Genomic DNA, 20,658 nt, shown 5'->3' on the forward strand with positions numbered 1-20,658 from the left:
GGCGGCTCTCCCTGCGCGCCGAGCGACGGTCCGGCCGGGAACGAAGCCTAACCGGTCGTCGCGTCCCCCTTCGCCGCCTGCCAGTGCCGCTCCATCTCCTCGAGCGTGGCGTCGGCGAGCGTGCGCCCCTGCGCCGCGAGCGCGTCCTCGATCGCGGCGAAGCGGCGGGTGAACTTGACGTTCGTGCCCATCAGGGCGGCTTCGGGGTCGATGCCGCTGTGGCGCGCGAGGTTCGCCACCGCAAACAGGAGATCGCCGATCTCGTCCTGAACGCGCGCGCGATCGCCGCTCGCGAGCGCCTCCTTCGTCTCGGATAGCTCCTCCTCGATCTTGGCGATCACCTGCGCCGTGTCCGGCCAATCGAAGCCGACGCTCGCGGCGCGTTTGGAGAGCTTGTCGGCGCGCGCGAGCGCCGGGGCGTGGCGCGGCACGTCGTCGAGGAGCCGCTCGGGGGCGAGGCCGCGACGGGCGGCGCGCTCGGCCTTCTCGGCGGCCTTGATCTCCCCCCACATCCGCTTGATCTCGTCGGGCGAGCGGGTGCGCGCCTCGCCGAAGACGTGCGGATGGCGCCGGATCAGCTTCTCGGTGATGGCCTGGACCACGTCGCCGAAGGCGAAGGCGCCCGCCTCCTCGGCCATGCGCGCGTGGAAGACGACCTGCAGGAGGAGATCGCCGAGCTCGTCGCGCAGATCGGCGAGATCCCCGCGCGCGATCGCGTCCGCCACCTCGTAGGCCTCCTCGATCGTGTAGGGCGCGATCGTCTCGAAGCTCTGGGCCACGTCCCAGGCGCAGCCGCTCTCGCGGTCGCGCAGGGCGGCCATGATCGCGATCAGGCGCTCGATGTCGGGGGAGGGGGTCACGGACGGCTCCGGGAGGGCGCATGGTTCACCCCCTCTTAACGCGCTCTTGCCAGGATGACGAGGATTCGTGTCGTCGAAGTAGCGTTCCATGAACCATGACAGCGCCGAGATCCTGCCCTTCGGCAAGGCCCGTTCCCACCACCGAGCCTTCGCTCCGCGCTTCCGAGAACCCTGCCAGAAGTCCCTCCTCGACGCCGCCTATGGCAGCGGCGGCCTGCCCGTCGCCGCCGCCGACGGGGCGACGAAGCGCGTCGCCGCGCGGCTGACATTGATGGGCCTCCTCGACATCGCCGAGATCGACGAGGCGGGCGGGGCGCGCCGCCTGCGGGCGTCCGAGGCGATGCTCGCCGACCTCGCGCGGCCCTGGCACCTCGCGCGCCCGCGCACGGCCTTCTAGGCACGCATGCCCCAGCGGAGGGCTTCCCCCCGCGCCTCCTCCGCGCTTTGATCGGGGCCGACCGACCCGAGAGCGCGAGGGATGCGAGCATGAGGAAGCTGACCCGAGACGAGATGGCCGCCCGCGTCGCCGCCGACATTCCGGAGGGCGCCTACGTCAATCTCGGCATCGGCCTGCCGACGCGCGTCGCCGACCATCTGCCGGCGGATCGCGAGATCGTCCTCCACACCGAGAACGGCCTTCTCGGGATGGGTCCCCGCCCGCCGGCCGGCGAGGAGGACCCGGAGCTGATCAATGCCGGCAAGCAGCCTGTGACCGCACGCACGGGGTCTGCCTATTTCCACCACGCCGACAGCTTCGCCATGATGCGCGGCGGCCATCTCGACATCTGCGTGCTCGGCGCCTTCCAGGTCTCGGTGGCGGGCGATCTCGCCAATTGGCACACGGGCGCGCCCGACGCGATCCCCGCCGTCGGCGGCGCGATGGACCTCGCCATCGGCGCCAAGCGTGTCTTCGTGATGATGGAGCACCTGACGAAGGACGGGCGCTCGAAGATCGTGCCCGACTGCACCTATCCGCTGACCGGCCGCGCCTGCGTCTCGCGCATCTACACCGACCTCGCGACGATCGAGGTCACCCCCGAGGGGCTTTTCGCACGCGACCTCGTGGAAGGGCTCGACATGGGGGCGCTGGCCGAGCTGTCGGGCGTGCCGATCCGCGGGTGAAATCCCTCCCCGTAGGGGAGGGTGGCCTCCGAGCCGAAGGCGACGGAGGTCGGGTGGGGCCCGAGGTTCGAAGGACAATCTCCACCCGGGCCCCACCCGGCCTTTCTCGCTTGCGCTCGAAAGTCCACCCTCCCCTCCGGGGAGGGAGGGGGCGGCGAATCGCTCCCCGTAGGGGAGGGTGGCCTCCGAGCCGAAGGCGACGGAGGTCGGGTGGGGCCCGAGGTTCGAAGCACGATCTCCACCCGGGCCCCACCCGGCCTGTCTCGCTGACGCCAGTCCACCCTCCCCTCCGGGGAGGGAGGCCCATTGCACCGACGCGCGCAGCGCCTATGTCGGCTCGATGCGATCCCTCTTCCCCGCCGCGCTCCTCCTCGCTGCCCTCGCCCTGCCCGCCGCAGCGTCCGCGCCGCCGGAGCCGGTCCTGCCGGCCGCGCATCCCCTCTCGGGCACGATCCTCGACGCGCGCACCGGCGCCGCGATCGAGCCGGCGGAGGTCGCGGCGCGGATCGGCGCGGCCGATCTCGTCCTCCTCGGCGAGCGCCACGGCAATCCGGATCATCACGCGCTCCAGGCCTGGGCGACCGGCATCGCGGCGGCTGCCGCGCCGGAGGGCAGGGTGGTGCTCGAGATGGTGGCGCGCGCCGACGACGCCCCGCTCGTTCGCGCGCGCGCGCCGGAGGACGTCGCCGGCCTCGGCGAAGCGCTGGCCTGGGAGGCGCGGGGCTGGCCCGAATTCGCGCTCTACGCGCCGATCCTCGACGCGGCGCTCGGCGCCGGCTGGCGGCTGTCCGGCGGGGACGTCTCGCGCGAGCCGCTGATGGCGGTCGCCCGCGACGGCCTCGCCGCGCTCGATTCCGAGATGCGCGCGGCGCTCTCCCTCGACGCGCCGCTCGCCGCGCAGGAGCAGGCGCGGCTGTCGCGCGCGATCGCGCTCGGCCATTGCGATCTCCTGCCGGCCGAGCGCATCCCGCCCATGGCGGACGCGCAGCGTCTGCGCGATGCGACCCTCGCCGACGCGCTCCTCGCGGAGGACGGCCCGGCCGTGCTGATCGCGGGAGCGCTGAACGTCGATCGCGGGATGGGGGTGCCTGCCTACCTCGCGCGGCGCGCGCCCGAGCGGAGCGTGCTGGCGATCGCCTTCGTGGAGATCGGCGCGGACGGGCCCCTGCCGGAGGAGAGCGTCGCCGGCTTCGGCTCGCCGCAGGCCGCCTTCGACATCGTCTGGCTGACGGGCGCGCCCGCGCGCGAGGATCCGTGCCTCGCGCTCGCCGAGCGATTCGGCCGAAGCGGCGCGTCGTCGCGGGAACCCTGAGCTCTGCCTCTCGCGTTCGCCACCCGGAGCCCCGAGGGGGCACGATGGAGACGAACGAGCGATGAGCGATCACCCCATTCCGCCTCAGGACATCGACGCGCGGCGGCTCGCGGAGACCCGCTCCCGCCTCGCCGAGGAGGCCCGCCGCCACGAGCGGGATCGCCCCGCGATCGACGCCCCGGGCCGCGACGATGCGCCGAGAGGCGGCGGGGACATCGTTCGCGAGGGCAGCGAGCGCGCCGATTCCGTCGCGCAGACCGGCAAGCCGATCCCCTGAGGCGTGCCGGCGGCCCGCGCGCCACCGATCGCTTGAGCGAAATGCCGCCTCAGGCGAATTTCCGCGCCGCCGCCGAATGCGCCTCGACGAGGGCGCGCAGGTCGAGGCCCGGCGGCACGCCGTCGACGACGCGCCAGGTGCCCGCGACCATCACCCGGTCGGCCCGGTTCGCCCCGCACAGGACGAGGGCGGCGATCGGGTCGTGCGCGCCCGAGTAGCGCAGCTCGTCGAGGGTGAAGAGCGCGAGATCGGCCTGCAGCCCCACCGCGATGCGCCCGATGTCCTTGCGCCCGAGGCAGCGCGCCGAGCCTTCCGTCGCCCAGCGCAAAGCGTCGCGATGCGTCACCGCCGAGGCCGAGCCGTAATGCAGGCGGTTGACGAGGACGGCGTGGCGCACCTCCTCCATCAGGTTCGAGCTGTCGTTCGAGGCCGAGCCGTCGACGCCGAGACCCACGGGGCTGCCGGCGGCCTCCAATTCCCGCGTCTTGCAGAAGCCCGAGGCGAGCGTCGCGTTCGAGGTCGGGCAATGGCAGACGCCGACGCCCGCGCGCCCGAGCCGCTCGCATTCCTCGCAGGTGAAGTGGACGCCGTGGGCGAGCCAGGTGCGCGGCCCCATCCAGCCCGCCTCCTCCAGCCAATCGAGCGGGCGCAGGCCGAAGCGCTCGAGGCAATAGGCCTCCTCGTCCTTGGTCTCGGCGAGATGCGTGTGCAGGCGGCAATCGTGCTTCTCCGCGAGGCGCGCCGATTGACGCATCAGCGGCAGGCCGACGACGAAGGGCGCGCAGGGGGCGAGCGCGATCTGCGTCATCGCGCCCTCCGAGCGGTCGTGGTAGCGGTTCAGGAGGCGCTCGGAATCGGCGAGGATCGTGTCCTCGTCCTGCACGCAATGGTCGGGCGGCGCGGCGCCGTCGCTCACGCCGAGCGAGAGCGAGCCGCGGGTCATCACCGCGCGGATGCCGATGGCGCGCGCCTCCTCCACCTCGATGTCGATCGCGTCCTCGAGCCCGCGCGCGAACAGGTAATGGTGGTCCATCGCCGTCGTGCAGCCCGACATCAGGAGCTCGGCGAGCGCGAGCCGCACCGCGAGGCGGAACATCTCCGGGTCGATCCGGCCCCAGATCGGATAGAGGCTCATGAGCCAGGGGAAGAGCTCGCGGTCCATGCCCTTGGGATGAGCGCGCGCGAGCGTCTGGAAGAAATGGTGGTGGGTGTTGATCAGCCCGGGGATCACCACATGGCGCGAGGCGTCGAACGCCTCGTCGACCGGCGCGGACGGCGCCCGCCCGCTCGCGACGAGTTCGACGATGCGGGTGTCCTCCACGACGATCCCGCCCCCCGCGTCCTCGGCGAGGATCGCGAGCGGGTTCTTGATCCACAGACGCATGACGGTCCCTCCGAGCGGCGACGACGACGCCTGCTCAGCAAGACTCGCGCCAGCGCGCCGGCACGGGGGGCTCTTCGAGGAGAGGATGGATGCCCTTTGCGGGCACGGTCGTCGCGTCGCCCTCGGAAACGGGCGGGAAAAGCGCCGCCCTACACCGCGAGCGCGCGCTCGGGGACGTCGTCGCAGGCCGGGAGGCGGAAGGTGCAGACGAGACCCTCGCGCGCGAAATCGAGGCGCACGTCGGCGACGTCGCGGGAGAGCTCGCTCGCGATGAGCCGAAGGCCGAAACCCCGGCGCGTCGGCTCGCTGACGGGCGGGCCGCCCTCCTCGCGCCATTCGACCCGCAGATGCGCCCCCTCGCTCCACCAGGCGATCCGGACCCGGCCGCCGGGCGCGGAGAGCGACCCGTGCCGGATGGCGTTCGTGGCGAGCTCGTGCAGCGCGAGCGACAGGCCGAGCGCCGTGCGCGGGGCGAGCAGCCGGTCCGGCCCTTCGATCGCGAAGGCTCCGCCCGCGCCGCCGCCGAAAGGCTCGACGGCCGCGCCGACGATCTCGCCCAGCGGCGCCGCCGACCAGAAGCCGCGGGTGACCACGTCGTGCGCGCGGGAGAGCGCGAGGAGGCGCCCTTCGAAGACGCGGCGCGCAGCCGCGACGTCGTCCCCGCGCAGGCTCTGCTGGGCGATGCCCTGGATCGTGGCGAGCGTGTTCTTCACCCGGTGGTTCAGCTCCGCGATCAGCACCGTGCGGTGCCCTTCCGCGTCCTTGAGGCTCTGGATGTTGGTGCTCGCGCCGAACCAGCCGGTCAGGCGGCCCTCGCCGTCGAAGACGGGCTCGGCGCGCGCGAGGAACCACTCGTATTCCCCGTCCGCGCGGCGGAAACGGAACTGCCCCTCGTAGGGCGTCCGCCCCGCGATCGCCGCGCGCCAGGCGGCGACGGTGAGCTCGCGGTCCTGCGGGTGCAGCAGCGCGGCGATGTCGCCCGGCGCGATCGGCGATCGCGTGCCGGTGAAGGCGAAGAAGCGCTCGTTGGCGTATTCGAAGGTGCCGTCCGGCCGCGCGAGCCAGACGATCGACGGCACGAGCTCGGAGAGGGTGCGGAAGCGCTCCTCGCTCGCGGCGAGCGCGAGGCTGCGCGCCTCGATCTCGGCGGCCATCCCGTCGAAGGCGTCGCGCAGGCGGCCGAACTCGTCCGTGCGGGCGATCCCGCCCCCGACGCGCGCCGCGTAATCGCCCGCGCGCCAGCGTCGCGCGGCGGTCTCCAGCGCGGCGACCGGCGCGCCGACGAAGCGCCGCCCGCCCCACCACGCCGCCCCGAGCGCGAGGCCGATGCTGCCGACGAGGAGGACGAGCGCCTGCCGGTCGGCGGCGTCGATCGGCGCCATCACCCGGTCGCGCCGGACGCCCGTGCCGATATAGACGTCGAATCCGGCGCCCGGCTCGCCGAAGGCGAGGCCGTTGATCGCGCCGATCCGCCGCACGCCCTCCTGGTCGACGCCCTCGATGGCGCCCTGCTCGGCGAGGGTCGCGAAGGCCCGCTGCGCGGCGCTCGCCTCCTGCCCCACGACCGTGCCCGGCCCCGGCACGCGCAGGAGATAGACGAAGTTGCGATCGGCGACGGAGACGACCGTGTCGTCGTCGGCGAAGCGGCTCGAGAGCCGCTCGGCGAGCCAGTCGAGCCGGATGCCCACGAGGACGGAGCCGATCGGCTCTCCCCCGGAGGCGCGCGTCAGCGGGTAGGCGGCGGTGAGGAACGTCGCCCCGCTCGGCGCGCGACCGTAGCCGCCGAGAGCGAAGCGTCCCGTCGCCATCGCGCGCGCGTGATGGTCGCCCGTCACGCGCACGCCTTCGGGCATCGGCGCCTCCGAGCAGACGATCGTGCCGTCCCGGGCGGCGACCGCGAGGCCGATGCCGACGGGGTAATTGCCGGCGAGTTCGGCGAGGACGCGCGTGCAGGCGGTGGCGTCGGCCTGCGGGCTCGACACCGCGCTCGCGACCGCCGGCACGCGGGCGAGGGTGATCGCGAGGCGCTCGACGCCCTCGACGATCTGGCGCAGCTCCCCGGCGACGCTCGCGCCGAGGCGCGCCGCGGAATCGTAGACTTCCGCCTCGCGCAGCTCGCGCACGGTCCATTGGCCGTGGACGGCGACCGCGAGGCCGGGCAGGAGCGCGACGAGGACGATCAGGAGGAGGCGGGCGAAGATCGGCATCAGGAGGCCCGCAGCGGAAAGACGCCGGGGCGCGCGACCGCTTCCGAAACGGCGCGGGCGAAGGCTTCGGCACTGAACGGCTTCTCCACGACGATCGGATCGCGGAGGCGCGCGCGCACCTTCTCGCCGTTCCCGGTGACGAAGACAATCGGAATCTTCTTCTCGCGGCAGAGTTCGAGCGCGGCGTCGATGCCGCAGCCCTCGGCGAGGCGCGCGTCGGCGGTGATGAGATCGGGCTCGAACCGCCCGCCGACCGAAACGGCCTCGGAGAACGTCGCGGCGGTCGCGAAGACGCTATAGCCGAGTTCCCGCAACGCGTCCTCGATCATGAACGCGATCAGGACTTCGTCCTCGATGATCAACGCGCGCAAGAGACCGACCCCCGTCATCCGCTCTCGTCTCGGCCAGCACGACAGGCCGAACCGTCCGAGAGGCGGAGCGGCGCGGGCTTCGAATACGGCCGCGGTTCATACTCTCGGCGAGTATGAACGCGCCTGAATGCGAATTGGTTCCGCTTTTCGCGCTCGCCGATGTCGTCGGCGGCGTTGCGATGCACTACGCTCGCGCGGAGCGGGCGGATTCGCGCGCCCGATGGAGCCGATCCGTGACGACCATCGCACTCGCCGCCATCGCCATCCTCTGCGCCGGGGCGCTCGGGGGAATGGCGCGCGTGTGGGTCGCGAGCGCGGTCGCGGCGCGGTGGGGGGAGGGCTTCCCGTTGGGGACGCTCCTCGTCAACGTATCGGGCGCCGCCGCGCTCGGCCTGTTCGCGGGCGCGCACGGGCTCGGCGGGAGCGGCGGCCTCGTGGCGGCGGTCGTCGCCGTGGGCTTCCTCGGCAGCTACACGACGGTCTCCTCCTTCGCGTTGCAGACGCTCGCCCTGGCGCGGGCCGGCGATCGCGCCCGCGCGGCCCTGAACGTCGTCGCGACGCTCGGTCTCGGGCTCGCGGCCGCGGCGGCGGGATTCCTCCTCGGCGGGCTCGTCTGAGATGGGGGCGGTGCGCCCGCCGGCCTTGCGGGAGCTGGCGATGGTGGGGCTCGGCGCCGGCCTCGGATCGCTCGCGCGCGCAGGCGTCGCCTGGCTCCACCTCGCGACGCTCGGTCCGGGCTTCCCCTTCGCGACGCTCGCGGTGAACGTGGTCGGCTCGTTCCTGATCGGCCTCGCCGCGGCGACGACGGCGCCGGGCGGACGGTTCGCGGCGAGCGCGGACGTGCGCAATCTCCTCCTCGCCGGCTTCTGCGGCGGCTTCACCACGTTCTCGATCTTCGGGCTCGAGACGATCCTCCTCGTCGCGGCGGGGGAGGGGGTGCGGGCGGGCCTCTATGTCGGCGGCTCGATCCTCGGCTGGCTCGCCGCCGCCTGGTTCGGCACGCGCGCGGGGGAGGCGCTCAACGCGCGGCCGCCGTCGCGGCGGGAGCGGGGGCGGGACGCAGCCTCGTGAGGGCGCGCTCGGTCGCGCGGCGCGCGAGGAGCGCCCAGCGCGCGCCCTCGCCCAAATCGCCGACGCCGAGCGCCAGCGCGGTGCCGGCGAGCGTGCCGACGAAGCGGCCCGTGGCGAGCGCGTCCTCGTCCGGGCTCGCGCCGAACCAGGCATAGCCCGAGCGCACGAGCTCGGTCCCGCCGAGACTGCCGAGACCCGCGCAGGCGCCCGTCGCGAGCCCCGCGACGAGCGGCCCACCGGGCGAGGCGATCGCGCCGCAGGCATAGGCCGCGGTGCCGACCGTCGTGCCGATGCCCATCCCCGCGATCGCGGCGTCCGTCCACCAGCCGATATCCTCCGGCATCAGAGCCGCCCCGCGCGCGAGCGCCGCCTCCACCCAGCCGATCTCGGGCTCGGGAGCGGCGATCGGCTCTGGGGCGATGGGCTCGGGGGCGATCGGCTCGGGAGTGCCTGCGGGGGCGGGCGAGGCGAACGCGGCGCCGACGACGAGCAGCGTCGCGGCGGCGAGGAAGAGGCGTCTCATCGTGGTCTCCCGTCGAGGCGTCGGGCGCGAGCGTGCCATGCGCGCGCGGCCACGCTCAATAGAGCGGGCGCAGGGCGATGCCCGGCAGCGCCACCGGCCCGACGAAGACCCGCCCGTCCTGGAGGCGGACCGGGGGGAGCGGCGTGAGGGGCGCCTCGGCCTGCGCGTCAGGCGCCGCGGCCCCGCCGAGCGCGGCGACGAGGGCGGCGCCGGCAAAGCCCGGATTGTCGCCGACGAGCCGTGCCGCGGCGGGCCCGAGACCGCGCGCGCTCGCCTCGATCTGGCCGAGCGGCCGGCGCTCCTCGTCGAGGGCGATCGTCCCCGTCGTGCGCACCCGCGTCCCGCCTGCATCGAGTTCGAGCACCTCCACATCGACCGAGCCGCCGAGGCCGCGCCACGTCTCCAGATAGTCGAAGAGGCTCGATCCGCTCGCGGCCCGCACGCCGTGCGCGCGCAGCTGCAGCTCGATCGCGGCCGGGCTCGTCAAGGCGAGCGCCTCGGCGAGCGCCGGCGCGTCGAGCCCGTCGGCGCGCAGGACGACGTCGACCGTCCCGTTCGTGCTGCCGGGCATCGGGCGGGCGTAGAGCTCGACGCGGTCGGCGCGCGCCTCGACCGGTCCGACGGGGCTCTGCGATGTCTCGGCCACGAGGCGCGTGCCGCTCGCGACGAGGGCGAGCTGCTCGGTGCCGCGGCCGAGATCGCGGATCGAGGCTTCGAGGCTCTGCCATTCCCCTTCGAGCCGCCCGTCGCCGCCCTGCGCGCGCACGGGCCCGGCCGATTGCACGATGACGTGGCGCGGGTTGTAGATCTGCGCGACGGCGCGGGTGGGGCCGAGCTCGATCGCGGTCCCCCGCGCGTCGGCGACGCCGAGGCTCGCGCAGGAAATGTCGATCCGGAAGGGAAAGCCGCCGACGCGGCGATCCGCGCAGGTCCATTCGCGGCCGAGCGTCGCCTCGACGCCGAGCGCGCGGTCCATCTCCGTGACGACGCGGTCGCGCACGAGCACCCAGCCGATCGACCAGCCGATCGTCACGAGGGCGACGAGCGCGAAGGGCGCGATCCGCCAAGCCCGTCCGCTGCCCCGTCCGCTGGGGCGCGTGCGCCCCTCGTCCCCCGTCCCGCCGTCTTCCGCCATCGCTCGTCGCTCCGTTGCTGCCCCGCGCGAAACCTGTTAGGAGCCCCGCCGACCGAACCGGCCCGCCGGACGGGTCGTTTCGTCGCTTCGCCGCCGCGCGGCGGCGATGCTCCGGAGCGCTCCCCGAACCGATGCGGTCGGGTCGCGCGCCTCGGGTCTTCGCCGTCGAGCACCCGTGTTCCACCGCCCGGCATCGACGCGGTGGGACGATGGTCTAGCGGCATAATCGTGCCTCGGCAAATTGGCGCGCCTGTGGCGGAAGGCGAGGGGCGGCGGGCGACGCGGGCCGTGCGCGACGCACGAGCGGCGACGCCTTGACGCGCGGCGCGCGACCGGCGGGATCGCGCAGCGCGGCGAGCGCGGAGCGCGGGGAGGCGCGGAGCGGCGGGACCGTCGGGCGCGGCTCGTCGCGAGGGGGCGTCGACATGCGACGAGAGCGGAGCGCGAGGGGGCATGCGGATCGCGGATTGGGGTAGCGACGATCTCTGGGTATTCGGCTACGGCTCCCTGATGTGGCGCCCCGGCTTCGCCTTCGTCGAGCGGCAGCCCGCGCGGGTGCGGGGCTATCACCGCGCCTTGTGCGTCTATTCCCACGTCCATCGCGGCACGCCGGACCGGCCGGGCCTCGTGCTCGGGCTCGATCGCGGCGGCTCCTGCCGCGGCATCGCCTTCCGCGTCGAGGCGGCGATCGCCGCCGACACGATCGCCTATCTGCGCGCTCGCGAACAGGCGACGAGCGTCTACCACGAGCGGCGGCTCGAGGCGCGGCTCGCCGACGGGCGCACCGTCCACGCGCTCGCCTACGTGGTCGACCGCGCGCATCTGCAATATGCCGGGCGCCTCGACGAGGACGAGCTCCTGCGTCTCGTCCGCCAGGGCGTCGGCGTCTCCGGCGCGAACCCCGATTACGTGATCTCGACGCATGCCCATCTCGTCGAGATCGGCGTGAGCGATCCGCGCCTCGCCCGCCTCGCCGGCGCCCTCGCCGAGACCGGCGGCAGCGCCACCGCCGAGGCGCTCGCGCTCTCAGGCGCGGCGCAGGACGGGCTCGACCCGGTCGCCGACGCGGTCCGGGAGGCGGGATCGCGCAACCGCTCCGCCCGCTTCTGACCCGCTCGCCGTGGGCCCGGTTGCCGCCGCCCGGCTCGCAGTAGGCCCGCTCCCCGTGGGCCCGCTCGTTTTTAGCCCATTCTCTGTGGACCCGTTCTCTGCAACCTCCGGCGCATCCGCCCCGCGCTGACGAATCCCCCGCGCGTCGCCGCCGCGTCGGCGCGCCGCCTCGCGCGCGCGCTCCCGACGCGGCGCGAGATCGGCGGCGATGGCGCGCCGCTCGGCCTCGCTCGCGGCGAGCCGGTGCAGGTGGAGCTCGACCGCCCCGCGATCCGCGAGCGCCGTGAGCCAGGCCCGGCGGCGGCCTCGCGCGAGGAGCCGACCGGCGCTCGCAACCGCCACCACGTGGCCGGCGCCGTCCTGCCCGCGGGCGACCGCGATCAGGACCGCGTCCCCGAGATCCGCGTCCGCGAGATCGGCGTCCGTCGGATCGGCGCCCCCGAGATCGGCTTTCCCGACATCGGCGCGGCCGCGATCGGCCCCGTCGAGCTGCCGGACGCAGACCACGTAGCGCCGCCCGGAGCGGCCGCGCCAGGCGCCCAGCGTGCGGGCGAAAGCGAGGCCCGCGACCGCGCGCAGCGGCTCTTCCCGCACGCGGGCGTCGGAGCCGAGGGAGAAGGGAATCGGTTGCTCGTTCTTCATATGTTCATTATGGCAGACGGGTCTCCCGCGTCAAGATGTTCGCGCCCCGTTCTCGTGGCGCGCTACCCGCCCGGCGTGGCGTGCGGCGGTTCCCAGAAGCGCTCGCGCGACCCGGTGAGCAGGAAGGCGAGCTCGTCGATATTGGCGACGATCTGGTCCGCCCCCGCCCGCGCGAGCGAGCGCCGCGGCATCGCCTCCGCCGCCCGCACGAGCGCGTTGCGCGCCTGCGCGAGGCTCTCGATGAGCCGCGCCTGTTCCGCCTCGTCGAAGACCCGCTTGCGCACCACCATGACCGGCTCCGTAGAACTGTTTCTGGTTTGTTCTATGCAGCGGATCGGGGCGGGAGGCAAGGCCCTCCCCGCCGGCGCCTCACCCGATCGGCGTGCCCCGATAATACCTCTTGGGTGGGGCGCGGGTCGTCTCGAGATGGGCGACGAGGTTCTCCATGCAGGTCGAGGGGCGGTGGATCAGGTAGCCCTGGGCGAGGTCGCAGCCGTGCAGCCGCAGGAAGACGAGCTGGTCGTGCGTCTCGATGCCCTCGGCCACCACGCTCATGCCGAGGGAGTGGGCGAGGTTGACGATCGTGCGCGCGATCACCGCGTCCTCCGGATCGAGCCCGATGTCGCGCACGAAGCTCTGGTCGATCTTGAGCCGGTCGACAGGGAAGCGCTTGAGGTGGGTGAGCGAGGCGTAGCCGGTGCCGAAATCGTCGAGCGCGATGGCGAGCCCCTGGGCGTGGAGCGCGGCGAGGGTGGCGCCGATCTTGTCGCTCGAGCGGTCGAGGAGCACGGTCTCGGTCACCTCGATCTCGAGGCGCTCGGGCGGCAGGCGGTAGAGCGCGAGGAGCTCGCGGACGGTCTCCGGGAAGGCGGGGTCCTTGAGCTGCCCGGCCGAGACGTTGACGGCGACGTAGCCCGGCTCGTGGCCGGCATCGACGAGCGTGCGCATGCGGGCGAGCGCGCGGGCGATCACCTGGCGGCCGAGCTGGGGCGCGAGCCCGGTCTCGTCCGCGAGCGGCACGAATTCCGCCGGCGAGACGGGGCAGCCGTCGAGGTTCCAGCGCACCAGCGCCTCGAAGCCCGCATGCCGCCCGCTGCCGGTCTCGACCTGCGCCTGGAAGGCGACGTCGATCGCGTCCTCCTCCGCGAGCGCCCGTCGCAGCGCCTCGGCGAGCGCGTGGCGCCGCTCGACGCGCAGGCGCAGCGAGGGGTCGAAGAAGCTCCAGCCGTTGCGACCGCGCGCCTTGGCCTGGTAGAGCGCGATGTCGGCGTTCTTGATGAGGTCGCCGGCATGCACGCCGTCGGCGGGAAACAGCGTCACGCCGATCGAGACGCCGGGGCGCAGCGTGTGCCCCGCGATCGTCATTTCCGCGTTCACCGCCCGATGCAGTGCCGCGATGTGCCCCTGAGCGATGCGCGGATCGCTGAGCCCGGGCAGCAGGATCGCGAACTCGTCGCCGCCGAGCCGCGCCACCACGTCGCTCCCGCGCACGCCCTGGCGCAGCCGATCGGCGACGCCCTTCAGGAGCTCGTCGCCGATGTCGTGGCCGAGCGTGTCGTTGACGTCCTTGAAATGGTCGAGGTCGAGGAGCGCGAGCGCGCCCGCGCCGTCCTCCGCGCGCTTGCCCGCCAGGCGCCGCTCGAGGCTGTCGAGGAGCACCCGGCGATTGGCGAGGCCGGTGAGCGCGTCCTGCTCGGCGCTGCGCTTGATCGCGGCCTCGGCGAGCTTCAGGGAGGTGATGTCGGTGCGCACGCCGACCACGTTGCCCGAGCGCGAGCGCCGCTCGCGCACCTGCAGCCAGCGGCCGTCGTCGAGCTCCTGGATCAGGCGGCCGTTGCGGCAGGTCCGGTGCGCCTCGAGCCGCTCGGCGATCCACGCCTCGCGCGTCTCCGGCGTCTCGCCGGCGTCGCGATACTGCCCCCGCTCGACGCCGTAGCGGAGCATCTCGCCGAAGGTCGCGCCGAGGCGGATCGCGGGGGCGGAACTCGCGTAGAAGTCCTTGTAGGCCTCGTTGAAGAGGATCAGGCGGTCGTTCCGGTCGAAGGCGGCGACCGCGTCGGGGATGGTGTCGAGCACGTCGCGCAGGAGGAGTTCCGCGTCCGCGCGCCGCGTCATCTCCGCCTCGACGGCGGCCTGGGCGCGCTTGCGCTCGCTGATGTCGTAGCAGATCGCGACCGCACGGGCGCCGAGGCTGCCCGCTTTCGCGTCGCCCATCGGCACGAGCGTGGTGTCCACCCACAGACAGGTCCCGTCCGCGCCCCGCGCGCACAATTCGCCGCGCCAGGAATCGCCGCGTGCGAGGCTGCGCAGGGCGTCGGCGAGCGTCCCGCGGGGCTTCGTGCGGGCGACGAGGCGCGGCCGGCGCCCGACGAGCGCCGCGCGATCGTGGCCGGTCGTCGCGCACAGGAGATCGTTGACGTAGGCCACGCGCCCGCGCGCGTCGAGCACGGCCACCATCGAGTGGCGATCGAGCGCCGCGCGATAGGCGTCGAGCTCGGCGAGGGCCCGCTCCGTCTCCTCCTTGGCGGCGGCGAGCGAACGGCTGTGGTTGCGGTCGGCGGTGACGTCGGTGAAGCTCGAGAGGATCGTGGTCTTGCCCTCGAGGTCGGTCAGGAGCTTGGCGTTGACGCGCAGCCAGCGCAAGCTGCCGTCGGGCGTGTGCACGCCGATCGTCGCGTCGCGCACGTCCGCGCGCAGGCGCAGCGCCCGCATGCCGGGATGGTCGTCGCCGGGGCAGGGGCTGCCGTCCTCGTAGACCGTGCGCCAGCGCGGATCGACCGAGGTGCGCCCGGTCGCCTCCTCGCGGGTGAGGCCGAGGAGGCGCGCGGCCTCGGCGTTGCAGTCGATCACGGTGCCGGTCTCGTCCTGCAGTACGATGCCCGCGGCGACGTTGTCGACGATCGCCGCGATGCGGGCCTGCGCCGCCAGCAGCGCGGTGACGTCGGTCTCGACCGCGACGAAGCCCTCGACCAGTCCCGCATCCGAGAGGATCGGGCGCAGGTCGAGCTCGGCGCAATAGGAGCGGCCGTCCTTCGTCCGGTTGACCACCTGCGTGCGCACGCCCTCGCCGCGCGCGAGCGCCTCGCGGATGAGGCGCGTCGTGGCGGGGTCGCTCTCGGGGCCGTCGAGCAATTCATCCGGCCGCTTGCCGAGCGCCTCGACGAGCGTGTAGCCCGTCAGCTCCTCGAAGGCGGGATTGACCCAAACGATCCGCGCCTGCGCGTCCGCGACGATGACGGGGTTGCGGGTCAGCTGCGCGACGAGGTCCGAGCGGCGCAGGCGTTCGGCGATGCGCTCGCGATCGGTCACGTCCCGCGTCGCGCCGCGATAGCCGGCGAAGGCGCCGGCCTCGTCGTGGATGGGGCGGGCCGTCAGCTCGACGAAGCGGCGCGTCCCGTCCACGTCGACGATCGGCAGGACGTGGCCGCGCAGGGGCTCGCGCGCCTCGACGAGACGGCGGTACCGCGCCCAGGCGGGGTCGGCGTCGCAATCGACGCCCCAGACGTCCCAGCGCGTGCGGCCGATCCAGTGCTTGTAGCCGCCGCCGCGCCGGCCGGCATCGGCATAGACCGCGGTGAAGCGGTGCTCGGCATCGGTCTCCCAGAGCCAGTCGCTCGTGCTCGCGAGGAAGTCGCGCAGGCGCGCTTCGCTGCGGCGCAGCTCCTCTTCGGCGCGCACGCGCTCGGTCTGGTCGATCGAGAGCCCGACGAGGCCCACCACCTCCTCGCCGATGCGGATCGGCGCCATGACCGTCTCGCCGACGATGGTGCCCGAAGCGGTCTCCTTGACCATGTCGATCCGCAGGGTCTCGCCGGCGAGCACGCGATCGTACGTCTCCTGCCATTGCGCGACCATCTCGGGGGCGAGGTCGACCTGCGCGAGCGTGCGCCCGACGAGATCGCCAAAGGCCTCGCGGTCGTGCCGGTTCTGGACGGCGTAGGCGTGGCTCGGGTCGAGGATCCAGAACGGATGCGGGAGGCCGTCGAGGGCGGCGACGAGGCGCGCCTCGCTGCGGGCGAGGGCGGCGCTGTGCGAGGCGAGGCGGGCGAGCGCGGCGATCGCGGGCAGCGCCGCCTCGAGAGCGGCCTCGATCGGGGCGCGGGCGACGCCCTCGCGGGGGAGCAGGTGGAGGACGCAGGCGGTCTCGGGCAGAGCCCGCTCGATCCGACGCGGATCGCGCGCGATCGCGTCGGGCGCATCGGCGGAGGCGGCGATCGTGCGCGGCACCCCCTCGCGCGCCGATTCGCGGCACACGAGCGCGAAGGCCGCCTCGCCCATGCCGAGCGCGGCGAGGCTCGCCCCGAGCGCCTGCGCGATCTCGGTCGCGCCCGCGGTCGCGGCGACGGATCCGGATCTCGAGGCATCCCGGGGAGGGTGCATGGCGTCCCGCGTTCTTGAGCCGACGCTCGGACTTAACACAGGAGAGATAACGAAATGTTGCGGCTCACTCGAACCGCTCGCCGGGATAAACCCCGAACAGCGCGTCCTGCGGCAGCACGCCGTTGATCTGGGTGCGGCCCGGGCCGTCGACGACGACCCGGCAGGTCTCGCCGCCGCAACCGCGCACGCCCACGACGACCCCCGGCTCGATGCGCGCGACGATCCGCGCGTCGCCGCGCTCGCTCTCGCGCAGCTCGAGCGGCTCGCCGCCGCGATACCAGGGCGCGACGATCGCCGTGCGCCGGCCCGACAGGAGCGAATGCCAGACCCAGCCGTCGGTGCCGTCCGCATCGCGCACGCGCCGCCAATTGTCGAACTCGGCGATCACCTCGACGGGCAGCCCCGAGCGGGCATAGACGAAGCGGGTGGCGTGGTCCTTCGAGGGGCCCTCGCGCAGATTGACCTTGTCGGTCTTGAGGCTCACGAAGCGCGGCAGCGGCAGGCGCGTCTCTGGTCCGACCGTCGTCTGCGCCGCCGCCTGCGCGGCGAAGGCGAGGCCGAAGAGGAGGGCGAGGGGGGCCGCGGCCGCGCGCGCCGGCAGGGCACCCGGGGCGAGCCGCAGTCGCGTCGAGCGCTTCGTCAAGGTGGTCTCCCGTCGGATTGTGTTTGCCTGCGCCTCTGTTAGAGAAGCTACAGGTGCGGCGCCGCGCTCGTGCGCGGAGCCCGCCCACAATCTGTCGCCGGATCTCGGTTAACGCGCGGTATACCCGCTCGCCGGGATCGGGGCCGGCCCGAGATTCGAGGATTGCGATGCCCACGCGCAAGAAGCCACTCGTCGTCGTGACCCGCAAGCTCCCAGGCGTCGTCGAGACGCGGATGCGCGAGCTCTTCGAGACGCGCCTCAACCACGACGATGCGCCGATGAGCCAGGCCGACCTCGTTGCCGCCGTGCGCGAGGCGGACGTGCTCGTGCCGACCATCACCGACGAGATCGACGCGGCGCTCCTCGCCCAGGCCGGCGAGAACCTGAAGCTCATCGCGAATTTCGGCAACGGCGTCGACAATATCGACGTCGGCGCGGCGCTCTCGCGCGGCATCACGGTGACGAACACGCCCGGCGTCCTCACCGAGGACACCGCCGACATGACGATGGCGCTCATCCTCGCGGTGGCGCGCCGCGTCGCGGAGGGCGCGCGCGTGATCCCCGAGGAGCGCTTCGACGGCTGGTCTCCGACCTGGATGCTCGGCCACCGCATCACCGGCAAGCGGCTCGGCATCATCGGCATGGGCCGCATCGGCACCGCGCTCGCGCGCCGCGCCAAGGCCTTCGGCCTGTCGATCCACTACCACAACCGCCGCCGGGTGCCCTCGGCGGTGGAGGAGGAGCTCGAAGCGACCTATTGGGATTCGCTCGACCAGATGCTCGCGCGCATGGACATCGTGTCCGTCAATTGCCCGCACACGCCCGCGACCTATCACCTCCTGTCGGCCCGCCATCTGCGGCTGATGCGGCCCGAGGCGATCATCGTCAACACGGCGCGCGGCGAGATCATCGACGAGAACGCCATGGCGCGGCTCATCGAGCAGGGCGCCATCGCCGGCGCGGGGCTCGACGTGTTCGAGCACGAGCCCGCCGTGAACCCGCGCCTCGTCAAGCTCGCGCGCCAGGGCAAGGTCGTGCTCCTGCCGCATATGGGCTCGGCCACCCACGAGGGCCGCGTCGACATGGGCGAGAAGGTCATCGTCAACATCAAGACCTTCATGGACGGCCACCGCCCGCCGGACAGGGTGCTGCCGTCGATGTTGTGAGGCATCAAGGCTAAGGCCCTGCGCCCCTCCCGGGCTCGTAGAACAAGCCGTCGTAGAGAAAAGCGCCCGCGATCGTGGCACAGTCCGCGTCGCTCACGCCCACGCGGCGCATCGCGGCATGCCACGAGCCGCGCACCACGTCGACGATCCGGTCGAAGATCGCCTGCCCATCCGTGCGGCTCAGCAGGAACCGACCCGCGCCGGAGACGATGTTGGCCCTGTTCGCAAATCGCCCTTGCGGACCGCAGGCCATGGCGAGGTCCCTCCGGTCGATCGCGATGGTCGGCATCGGCGTGAGGTCGTAGGCCGGGCTCAAGCGCCAGGCCCGACCTCTCGCGAGGAGGGCGTGATTGCGCGGATGGTCGTCCAGGTTCGAGACGGCGGCGTTGAAGCACATGCGCGCGAACAGCTCGCGCAGGTCGCGCTCCGGGCTGGCGCTCGCCCGGCGAACCTCGTCCGCCAAGGACAGGTAGGACCACCGGTCGCGTGCGGTCGGGCTCTCCTCCGCCTGGAGCAGGGTGAGCGCGCTGACCATCCGGTGTCGATGATAGCCGGAGCCGGCGAAGTCGCGGTCGAACCTCCGGACGAGCAGGACGTCGCGTCCGCCGATCGTGTCGATGCGGCTGTCGGCCACCTCGATCCCGCATTCCCGCGCGAGGAGAAGCAGCGCGTGCTCCACGCGAGGGTGGTTCCAACGATCGTCGCGGCGGCCGAGCTTGGCGAGCCACAAGGCATCGTCGTCCTGGACCACCGCTTTCGGGCGGGCGCCGCCCATGGACGTGCCGTCCAGCAGAAGCTCCGCCACCTGATCGCGCGCGGAGCCGGCGCGAGCCGGTTCGTCGGCGAGGATGGCATCGGCGGCGGCCTGGAGCCGCGGGAGGTCGAGGGTGCGGTTGAAGCGACGTCGCGGGGCCGGCGGCTCGACCCCGAGGCCGAACCCGAGAGCGCCGGCCCGGTCGTCCGGGCCGTCGAGCAGATAGTGGAATTCGGCGGTCTCGCCGCGGCCGCCGTGCTTCTCGATCACGCGACGACCCCAATAATCCGGCATGGAATCGCGAATCGCGCCGAAGAAGCCGCCCATGCGCGCCGTCTCGTAGGAGCCGGCCGCGAGGCGCAGCTCGACGGGATCGAGCTCGACCGCGTCGGCTCTGGCCAGATAGCGGCGGCCGTAGACGAACGCTCCGACGGGCGCGCCGTCGCGCGGGTCCGACACTCGAAAGCGCCCGGCCGTCACGAACTCGGTCGCGCCCGGCAGCACGATGTAGACGAAGCACTCAGAAGTCATCGTCCAGCACCCTCGCGCGGCGGGCGCTCCGCGGTCGGCGCGCGCTCTCGAGGGCCTTGCCCTCCTCGTCGCGATCGGGGTCGCCGAGCGCGTGCGCCGCGTCGAGCAGGCCGAGCGCCCAGAGCGCTCCGAAATACGCCGCGACCGAAGTGCCCGGCTTGCCCTTTTCGAGATCGGCCACCGTGTAGCGCGAGGTCCCGATGCGCGCTGCGAGATCCTCGATCCTGAGCTTTCTGCGCAGGCGTGCGGTGCGAATGTTCCGGCCGAGCCGCCTCAGCGCGTCCTCGACCGCCGCCGGCGGCGCCTCGACGATGCGGCTCGTGTTCGCCATGATGCCTTGAACCCTCTCGAGCGGCGCGAAAGTGGCCTCAATCCAACATCACGGATAGAGGGCGCCGCGTCAAGCCTGAGCGCGGCGACCCTTCACCGCCCCATCCCGAAATACTCCCCGTTCGGCCGCATGCCCGTGGCGGAAGCCAGCCGGTTCGACATGGCGAAGAAGGACGCGACCGCCGCGACGTCCCAGATGTCGACGTCGGAGAAGCCGGCAAGCCGCAGGGCCTCGCGGTCGGGCTCGCCGATGGCGAAGGAGCCGTAGGCGACCTTCTCCGCGAAGGCGAGCATCGCCGCATGGCGCGGGGAGAGGTGGGCCGCGCGCCAATTCACCGCGAGCGTGTCGCCGAGCACCGGGTCGCCCGACAGGGCGCGCACCGCCGCCCCGTGCGCGCTCACGCAGTAGAAGCAGTGGTTCGCCGCCGACACGACGACCGCGATCATCTCCCGCTCGAGCTTCGAGAGGCCGGACGGCGCGAGCATCAGGCCGTTGTAGAAGGCGGCGAAGGCGGAGAGCTTGGCGTCGTCGTGGGCATAGGCCGACAGCACGTTCGGCACGAAGCCGATCTTCTCGCGGCACTTGTCGAGATAGGCGGCCATCTCGGGGGAGAGGGGCGGGCTCGGCAGGTCGAGCGCGGTCGGGCGATCGGACCCCTCGTCCTGCCGCAACGGCACTTCCCCGCTCTCCGGCCGCCTCTCTCGCGATTCCTTCATCGACATGTGCTTTTCCTCGTGTCCGTGAGCGTTTCCCGTGCCGGGATGGTTGCAGCGGCCCGCGGGCTGTGCCAACCCTCCCGCACCGATCCTAGACGAAGGACTAATGGGGGGATCCCTGAA

At 73.2% G+C, this 20,658-nt stretch carries 20 protein-coding genes and 1 pseudogene; 8 read left to right on the forward strand and 13 right to left on the reverse strand.

What is annotated here, in order from left to right:
- Window positions 1–47: 47 nt before the first annotated feature.
- Entirely contained in the window at window positions 48–860 is an 813-nt protein-coding gene (gene mazG, locus ACK4UM_RS07775) for a nucleoside triphosphate pyrophosphohydrolase (protein ID WP_409797497.1), read from the reverse strand.
- Between the two features lie 88 nt (window positions 861–948).
- Between mazG and ACK4UM_RS07780 the strand changes: the two genes are divergently transcribed.
- The 4 genes from ACK4UM_RS07780 (at window position 949) to ACK4UM_RS07795 (ending at window position 3,571) form a co-directional block, all read left to right on the forward strand.
- Window positions 949–1,257: a hypothetical protein gene (locus ACK4UM_RS07780; RefSeq protein ID WP_409797499.1), complete on the forward strand. Its 309-nt coding sequence runs from the start codon at window positions 949–951 to the stop codon at window positions 1,255–1,257.
- A gap of 89 nt (window positions 1,258–1,346) precedes the next feature.
- Entirely contained in the window at window positions 1,347–1,982 is a 636-nt protein-coding gene (locus ACK4UM_RS07785; RefSeq protein WP_409797501.1) for a 3-oxoacid CoA-transferase subunit B, read from the forward strand.
- 340 nt (window positions 1,983–2,322) lie between these two features.
- On the forward strand, window positions 2,323–3,294 hold the full coding sequence (locus ACK4UM_RS07790) for a ChaN family lipoprotein (protein WP_409797502.1): 972 nt from the start codon (window positions 2,323–2,325) through the stop codon (window positions 3,292–3,294).
- 61 nt (window positions 3,295–3,355) lie between these two features.
- The gene (locus ACK4UM_RS07795; RefSeq protein WP_409797504.1) at window positions 3,356–3,571 is read left to right on the forward strand and encodes a hypothetical protein; all 216 of its coding nucleotides are present in this window, start codon (window positions 3,356–3,358) and stop codon (window positions 3,569–3,571) included.
- Between the two features lie 49 nt (window positions 3,572–3,620).
- Here ACK4UM_RS07795 and ACK4UM_RS07800 read toward each other — a convergent pair whose 3' ends face one another.
- From ACK4UM_RS07800 to ACK4UM_RS07810, 3 genes are all read right to left on the reverse strand, one after another.
- Window positions 3,621–4,955 (reverse strand): 8-oxoguanine deaminase, encoded by a 1,335-nt coding sequence (locus ACK4UM_RS07800; RefSeq protein ID WP_409797505.1) that lies wholly within the window; start codon window positions 4,953–4,955, stop codon window positions 3,621–3,623.
- A gap of 149 nt (window positions 4,956–5,104) precedes the next feature.
- Complete coding sequence (locus tag ACK4UM_RS07805; protein ID WP_409797507.1) at window positions 5,105–7,162, reverse strand: sensor histidine kinase; 2,058 nt, start codon at window positions 7,160–7,162, stop codon at window positions 5,105–5,107.
- On the reverse strand, window positions 7,162–7,551 hold the full coding sequence (locus ACK4UM_RS07810; protein WP_409797509.1) for a response regulator: 390 nt from the start codon (window positions 7,549–7,551) through the stop codon (window positions 7,162–7,164). Before ACK4UM_RS07810 ends, ACK4UM_RS07805 begins: the two co-directional genes overlap by 1 nt.
- Window positions 7,552–7,766: 215 nt before the next feature.
- Between ACK4UM_RS07810 and ACK4UM_RS07815 the strand changes: the two genes are divergently transcribed.
- Entirely contained in the window at window positions 7,767–8,150 is a 384-nt protein-coding gene (locus ACK4UM_RS07815; protein WP_409797511.1) for a CrcB family protein, read from the forward strand.
- Between the two features lie 10 nt (window positions 8,151–8,160).
- A complete protein-coding gene (locus ACK4UM_RS07820) occupies window positions 8,161–8,604 on the forward strand; it encodes a fluoride efflux transporter FluC (protein WP_409797513.1) in 444 nt (147 codons plus the stop codon).
- On the opposite strand, the gene ACK4UM_RS07825 is transcribed toward ACK4UM_RS07820, so the two are convergent.
- Together ACK4UM_RS07825 and ACK4UM_RS07830 are read right to left on the reverse strand one after the other, a co-directional pair.
- Window positions 8,552–9,127, reverse strand: a complete 576-nt coding sequence (locus ACK4UM_RS07825) for a hypothetical protein (protein ID WP_409797515.1) — start codon at window positions 9,125–9,127, stop codon at window positions 8,552–8,554. The two genes, ACK4UM_RS07820 and ACK4UM_RS07825, sit on opposite strands and share 53 nt — an antisense overlap.
- A gap of 55 nt (window positions 9,128–9,182) precedes the next feature.
- The gene (locus tag ACK4UM_RS07830; RefSeq protein WP_409797517.1) at window positions 9,183–10,262 is read right to left on the reverse strand and encodes a DUF2125 domain-containing protein; all 1,080 of its coding nucleotides are present in this window, start codon (window positions 10,260–10,262) and stop codon (window positions 9,183–9,185) included.
- 453 nt (window positions 10,263–10,715) lie between these two features.
- On the opposite strand from ACK4UM_RS07830, the pseudogene ACK4UM_RS07835 reads away from it, so the two are divergent.
- A pseudogene (locus ACK4UM_RS07835) lies at window positions 10,716–11,249 on the forward strand (gamma-glutamylcyclotransferase); the annotation flags it as partial.
- A 39-nt stretch (window positions 11,250–11,288) separates the two neighbouring features.
- Here the strand turns inward: ACK4UM_RS07835 and ACK4UM_RS07840 are convergent.
- The 4 genes from ACK4UM_RS07840 to ACK4UM_RS07855 all read right to left on the reverse strand — a co-directional run bounded on the left by ACK4UM_RS07840 (window position 11,289) and on the right by ACK4UM_RS07855 (window position 17,037).
- The gene (locus tag ACK4UM_RS07840; RefSeq protein WP_409797519.1) at window positions 11,289–12,014 is read right to left on the reverse strand and encodes a hypothetical protein; all 726 of its coding nucleotides are present in this window, start codon (window positions 12,012–12,014) and stop codon (window positions 11,289–11,291) included.
- A 62-nt stretch (window positions 12,015–12,076) separates the two neighbouring features.
- Window positions 12,077–12,304, reverse strand: a complete 228-nt coding sequence (locus tag ACK4UM_RS07845) for a hypothetical protein (protein ID WP_409797521.1) — start codon at window positions 12,302–12,304, stop codon at window positions 12,077–12,079.
- Between the two features lie 79 nt (window positions 12,305–12,383).
- The gene (locus ACK4UM_RS07850) at window positions 12,384–16,394 is read right to left on the reverse strand and encodes an EAL domain-containing protein (RefSeq protein ID WP_409797523.1); all 4,011 of its coding nucleotides are present in this window, start codon (window positions 16,392–16,394) and stop codon (window positions 12,384–12,386) included.
- A 64-nt stretch (window positions 16,395–16,458) separates the two neighbouring features.
- The gene (locus ACK4UM_RS07855; RefSeq protein WP_409797525.1) at window positions 16,459–17,037 is read right to left on the reverse strand and encodes an SH3 domain-containing protein; all 579 of its coding nucleotides are present in this window, start codon (window positions 17,035–17,037) and stop codon (window positions 16,459–16,461) included.
- Window positions 17,038–17,204: 167 nt separating this feature from the next.
- Between ACK4UM_RS07855 and ACK4UM_RS07860 the strand changes: the two genes are divergently transcribed.
- The gene (locus ACK4UM_RS07860) at window positions 17,205–18,203 is read left to right on the forward strand and encodes a 2-hydroxyacid dehydrogenase (protein ID WP_409797527.1); all 999 of its coding nucleotides are present in this window, start codon (window positions 17,205–17,207) and stop codon (window positions 18,201–18,203) included.
- 10 nt (window positions 18,204–18,213) lie between these two features.
- On the opposite strand, the gene ACK4UM_RS07865 is transcribed toward ACK4UM_RS07860, so the two are convergent.
- From ACK4UM_RS07865 to ACK4UM_RS07875, 3 genes are all read right to left on the reverse strand, one after another.
- Entirely contained in the window at window positions 18,214–19,488 is a 1,275-nt protein-coding gene (locus ACK4UM_RS07865; protein ID WP_409797529.1) for a type II toxin-antitoxin system HipA family toxin, read from the reverse strand.
- Window positions 19,478–19,819 carry a helix-turn-helix domain-containing protein gene (locus ACK4UM_RS07870; RefSeq protein WP_409797531.1) on the reverse strand — a complete coding sequence of 114 codons (342 nt, stop codon included), beginning with the start codon at window positions 19,817–19,819 and terminating at the stop codon, window positions 19,478–19,480. The genes ACK4UM_RS07865 and ACK4UM_RS07870 overlap by 11 nt, the downstream gene beginning before the upstream one ends.
- A gap of 92 nt (window positions 19,820–19,911) precedes the next feature.
- Complete coding sequence (locus tag ACK4UM_RS07875) at window positions 19,912–20,535, reverse strand: peroxidase-related enzyme (RefSeq protein ID WP_409797533.1); 624 nt, start codon at window positions 20,533–20,535, stop codon at window positions 19,912–19,914.
- Between the last annotated feature and the right edge of the window lie 123 nt (window positions 20,536–20,658).

It is taken from the genome of Salinarimonas sp. (assembly GCF_046292825.1).
Lineage (GTDB): Bacteria > Pseudomonadota > Alphaproteobacteria > Rhizobiales > Beijerinckiaceae > Salinarimonas.

Bases quoted from the DNA above. Each gene is read 5' to 3' on its own strand.
- ACK4UM_RS07845 (WP_409797521.1), bottom strand. From the start codon at position 12,304: ATGGTGGTGCGCAAGCGGGTCTTCGACGAGGCGGAACAGGCGCGGCTC.
- ACK4UM_RS07780 (WP_409797499.1), top strand. From the start codon at position 949: ATGAACCATGACAGCGCCGAGATCCTGCCCTTCGGCAAGGCCCGTTCC.
- ACK4UM_RS07790 (WP_409797502.1), top strand. From the start codon at position 2,323: ATGCGATCCCTCTTCCCCGCCGCGCTCCTCCTCGCTGCCCTCGCCCTG.
- ACK4UM_RS07865 (WP_409797529.1), bottom strand. From the start codon at position 19,488: ATGACTTCTGAGTGCTTCGTCTACATCGTGCTGCCGGGCGCGACCGAG.
- ACK4UM_RS07800 (WP_409797505.1), bottom strand. From the start codon at position 4,955: ATGCGTCTGTGGATCAAGAACCCGCTCGCGATCCTCGCCGAGGACGCG.
- ACK4UM_RS07805 (WP_409797507.1), bottom strand. From the start codon at position 7,162: ATGCCGATCTTCGCCCGCCTCCTCCTGATCGTCCTCGTCGCGCTCCTG.
- ACK4UM_RS07850 (WP_409797523.1), bottom strand. From the start codon at position 16,394: ATGCACCCTCCCCGGGATGCCTCGAGATCCGGATCCGTCGCCGCGACC.
- ACK4UM_RS07810 (WP_409797509.1), bottom strand. From the start codon at position 7,551: ATGACGGGGGTCGGTCTCTTGCGCGCGTTGATCATCGAGGACGAAGTC.
- ACK4UM_RS07830 (WP_409797517.1), bottom strand. From the start codon at position 10,262: ATGGCGGAAGACGGCGGGACGGGGGACGAGGGGCGCACGCGCCCCAGC.
- ACK4UM_RS07875 (WP_409797533.1), bottom strand. From the start codon at position 20,535: ATGAAGGAATCGCGAGAGAGGCGGCCGGAGAGCGGGGAAGTGCCGTTG.
- ACK4UM_RS07860 (WP_409797527.1), top strand. From the start codon at position 17,205: ATGCCCACGCGCAAGAAGCCACTCGTCGTCGTGACCCGCAAGCTCCCA.
- ACK4UM_RS07795 (WP_409797504.1), top strand. From the start codon at position 3,356: ATGAGCGATCACCCCATTCCGCCTCAGGACATCGACGCGCGGCGGCTC.
- ACK4UM_RS07785 (WP_409797501.1), top strand. From the start codon at position 1,347: ATGAGGAAGCTGACCCGAGACGAGATGGCCGCCCGCGTCGCCGCCGAC.
- ACK4UM_RS07825 (WP_409797515.1), bottom strand. From the start codon at position 9,127: ATGAGACGCCTCTTCCTCGCCGCCGCGACGCTGCTCGTCGTCGGCGCC.
- ACK4UM_RS07870 (WP_409797531.1), bottom strand. From the start codon at position 19,819: ATGGCGAACACGAGCCGCATCGTCGAGGCGCCGCCGGCGGCGGTCGAG.
- ACK4UM_RS07840 (WP_409797519.1), bottom strand. From the start codon at position 12,014: ATGAAGAACGAGCAACCGATTCCCTTCTCCCTCGGCTCCGACGCCCGC.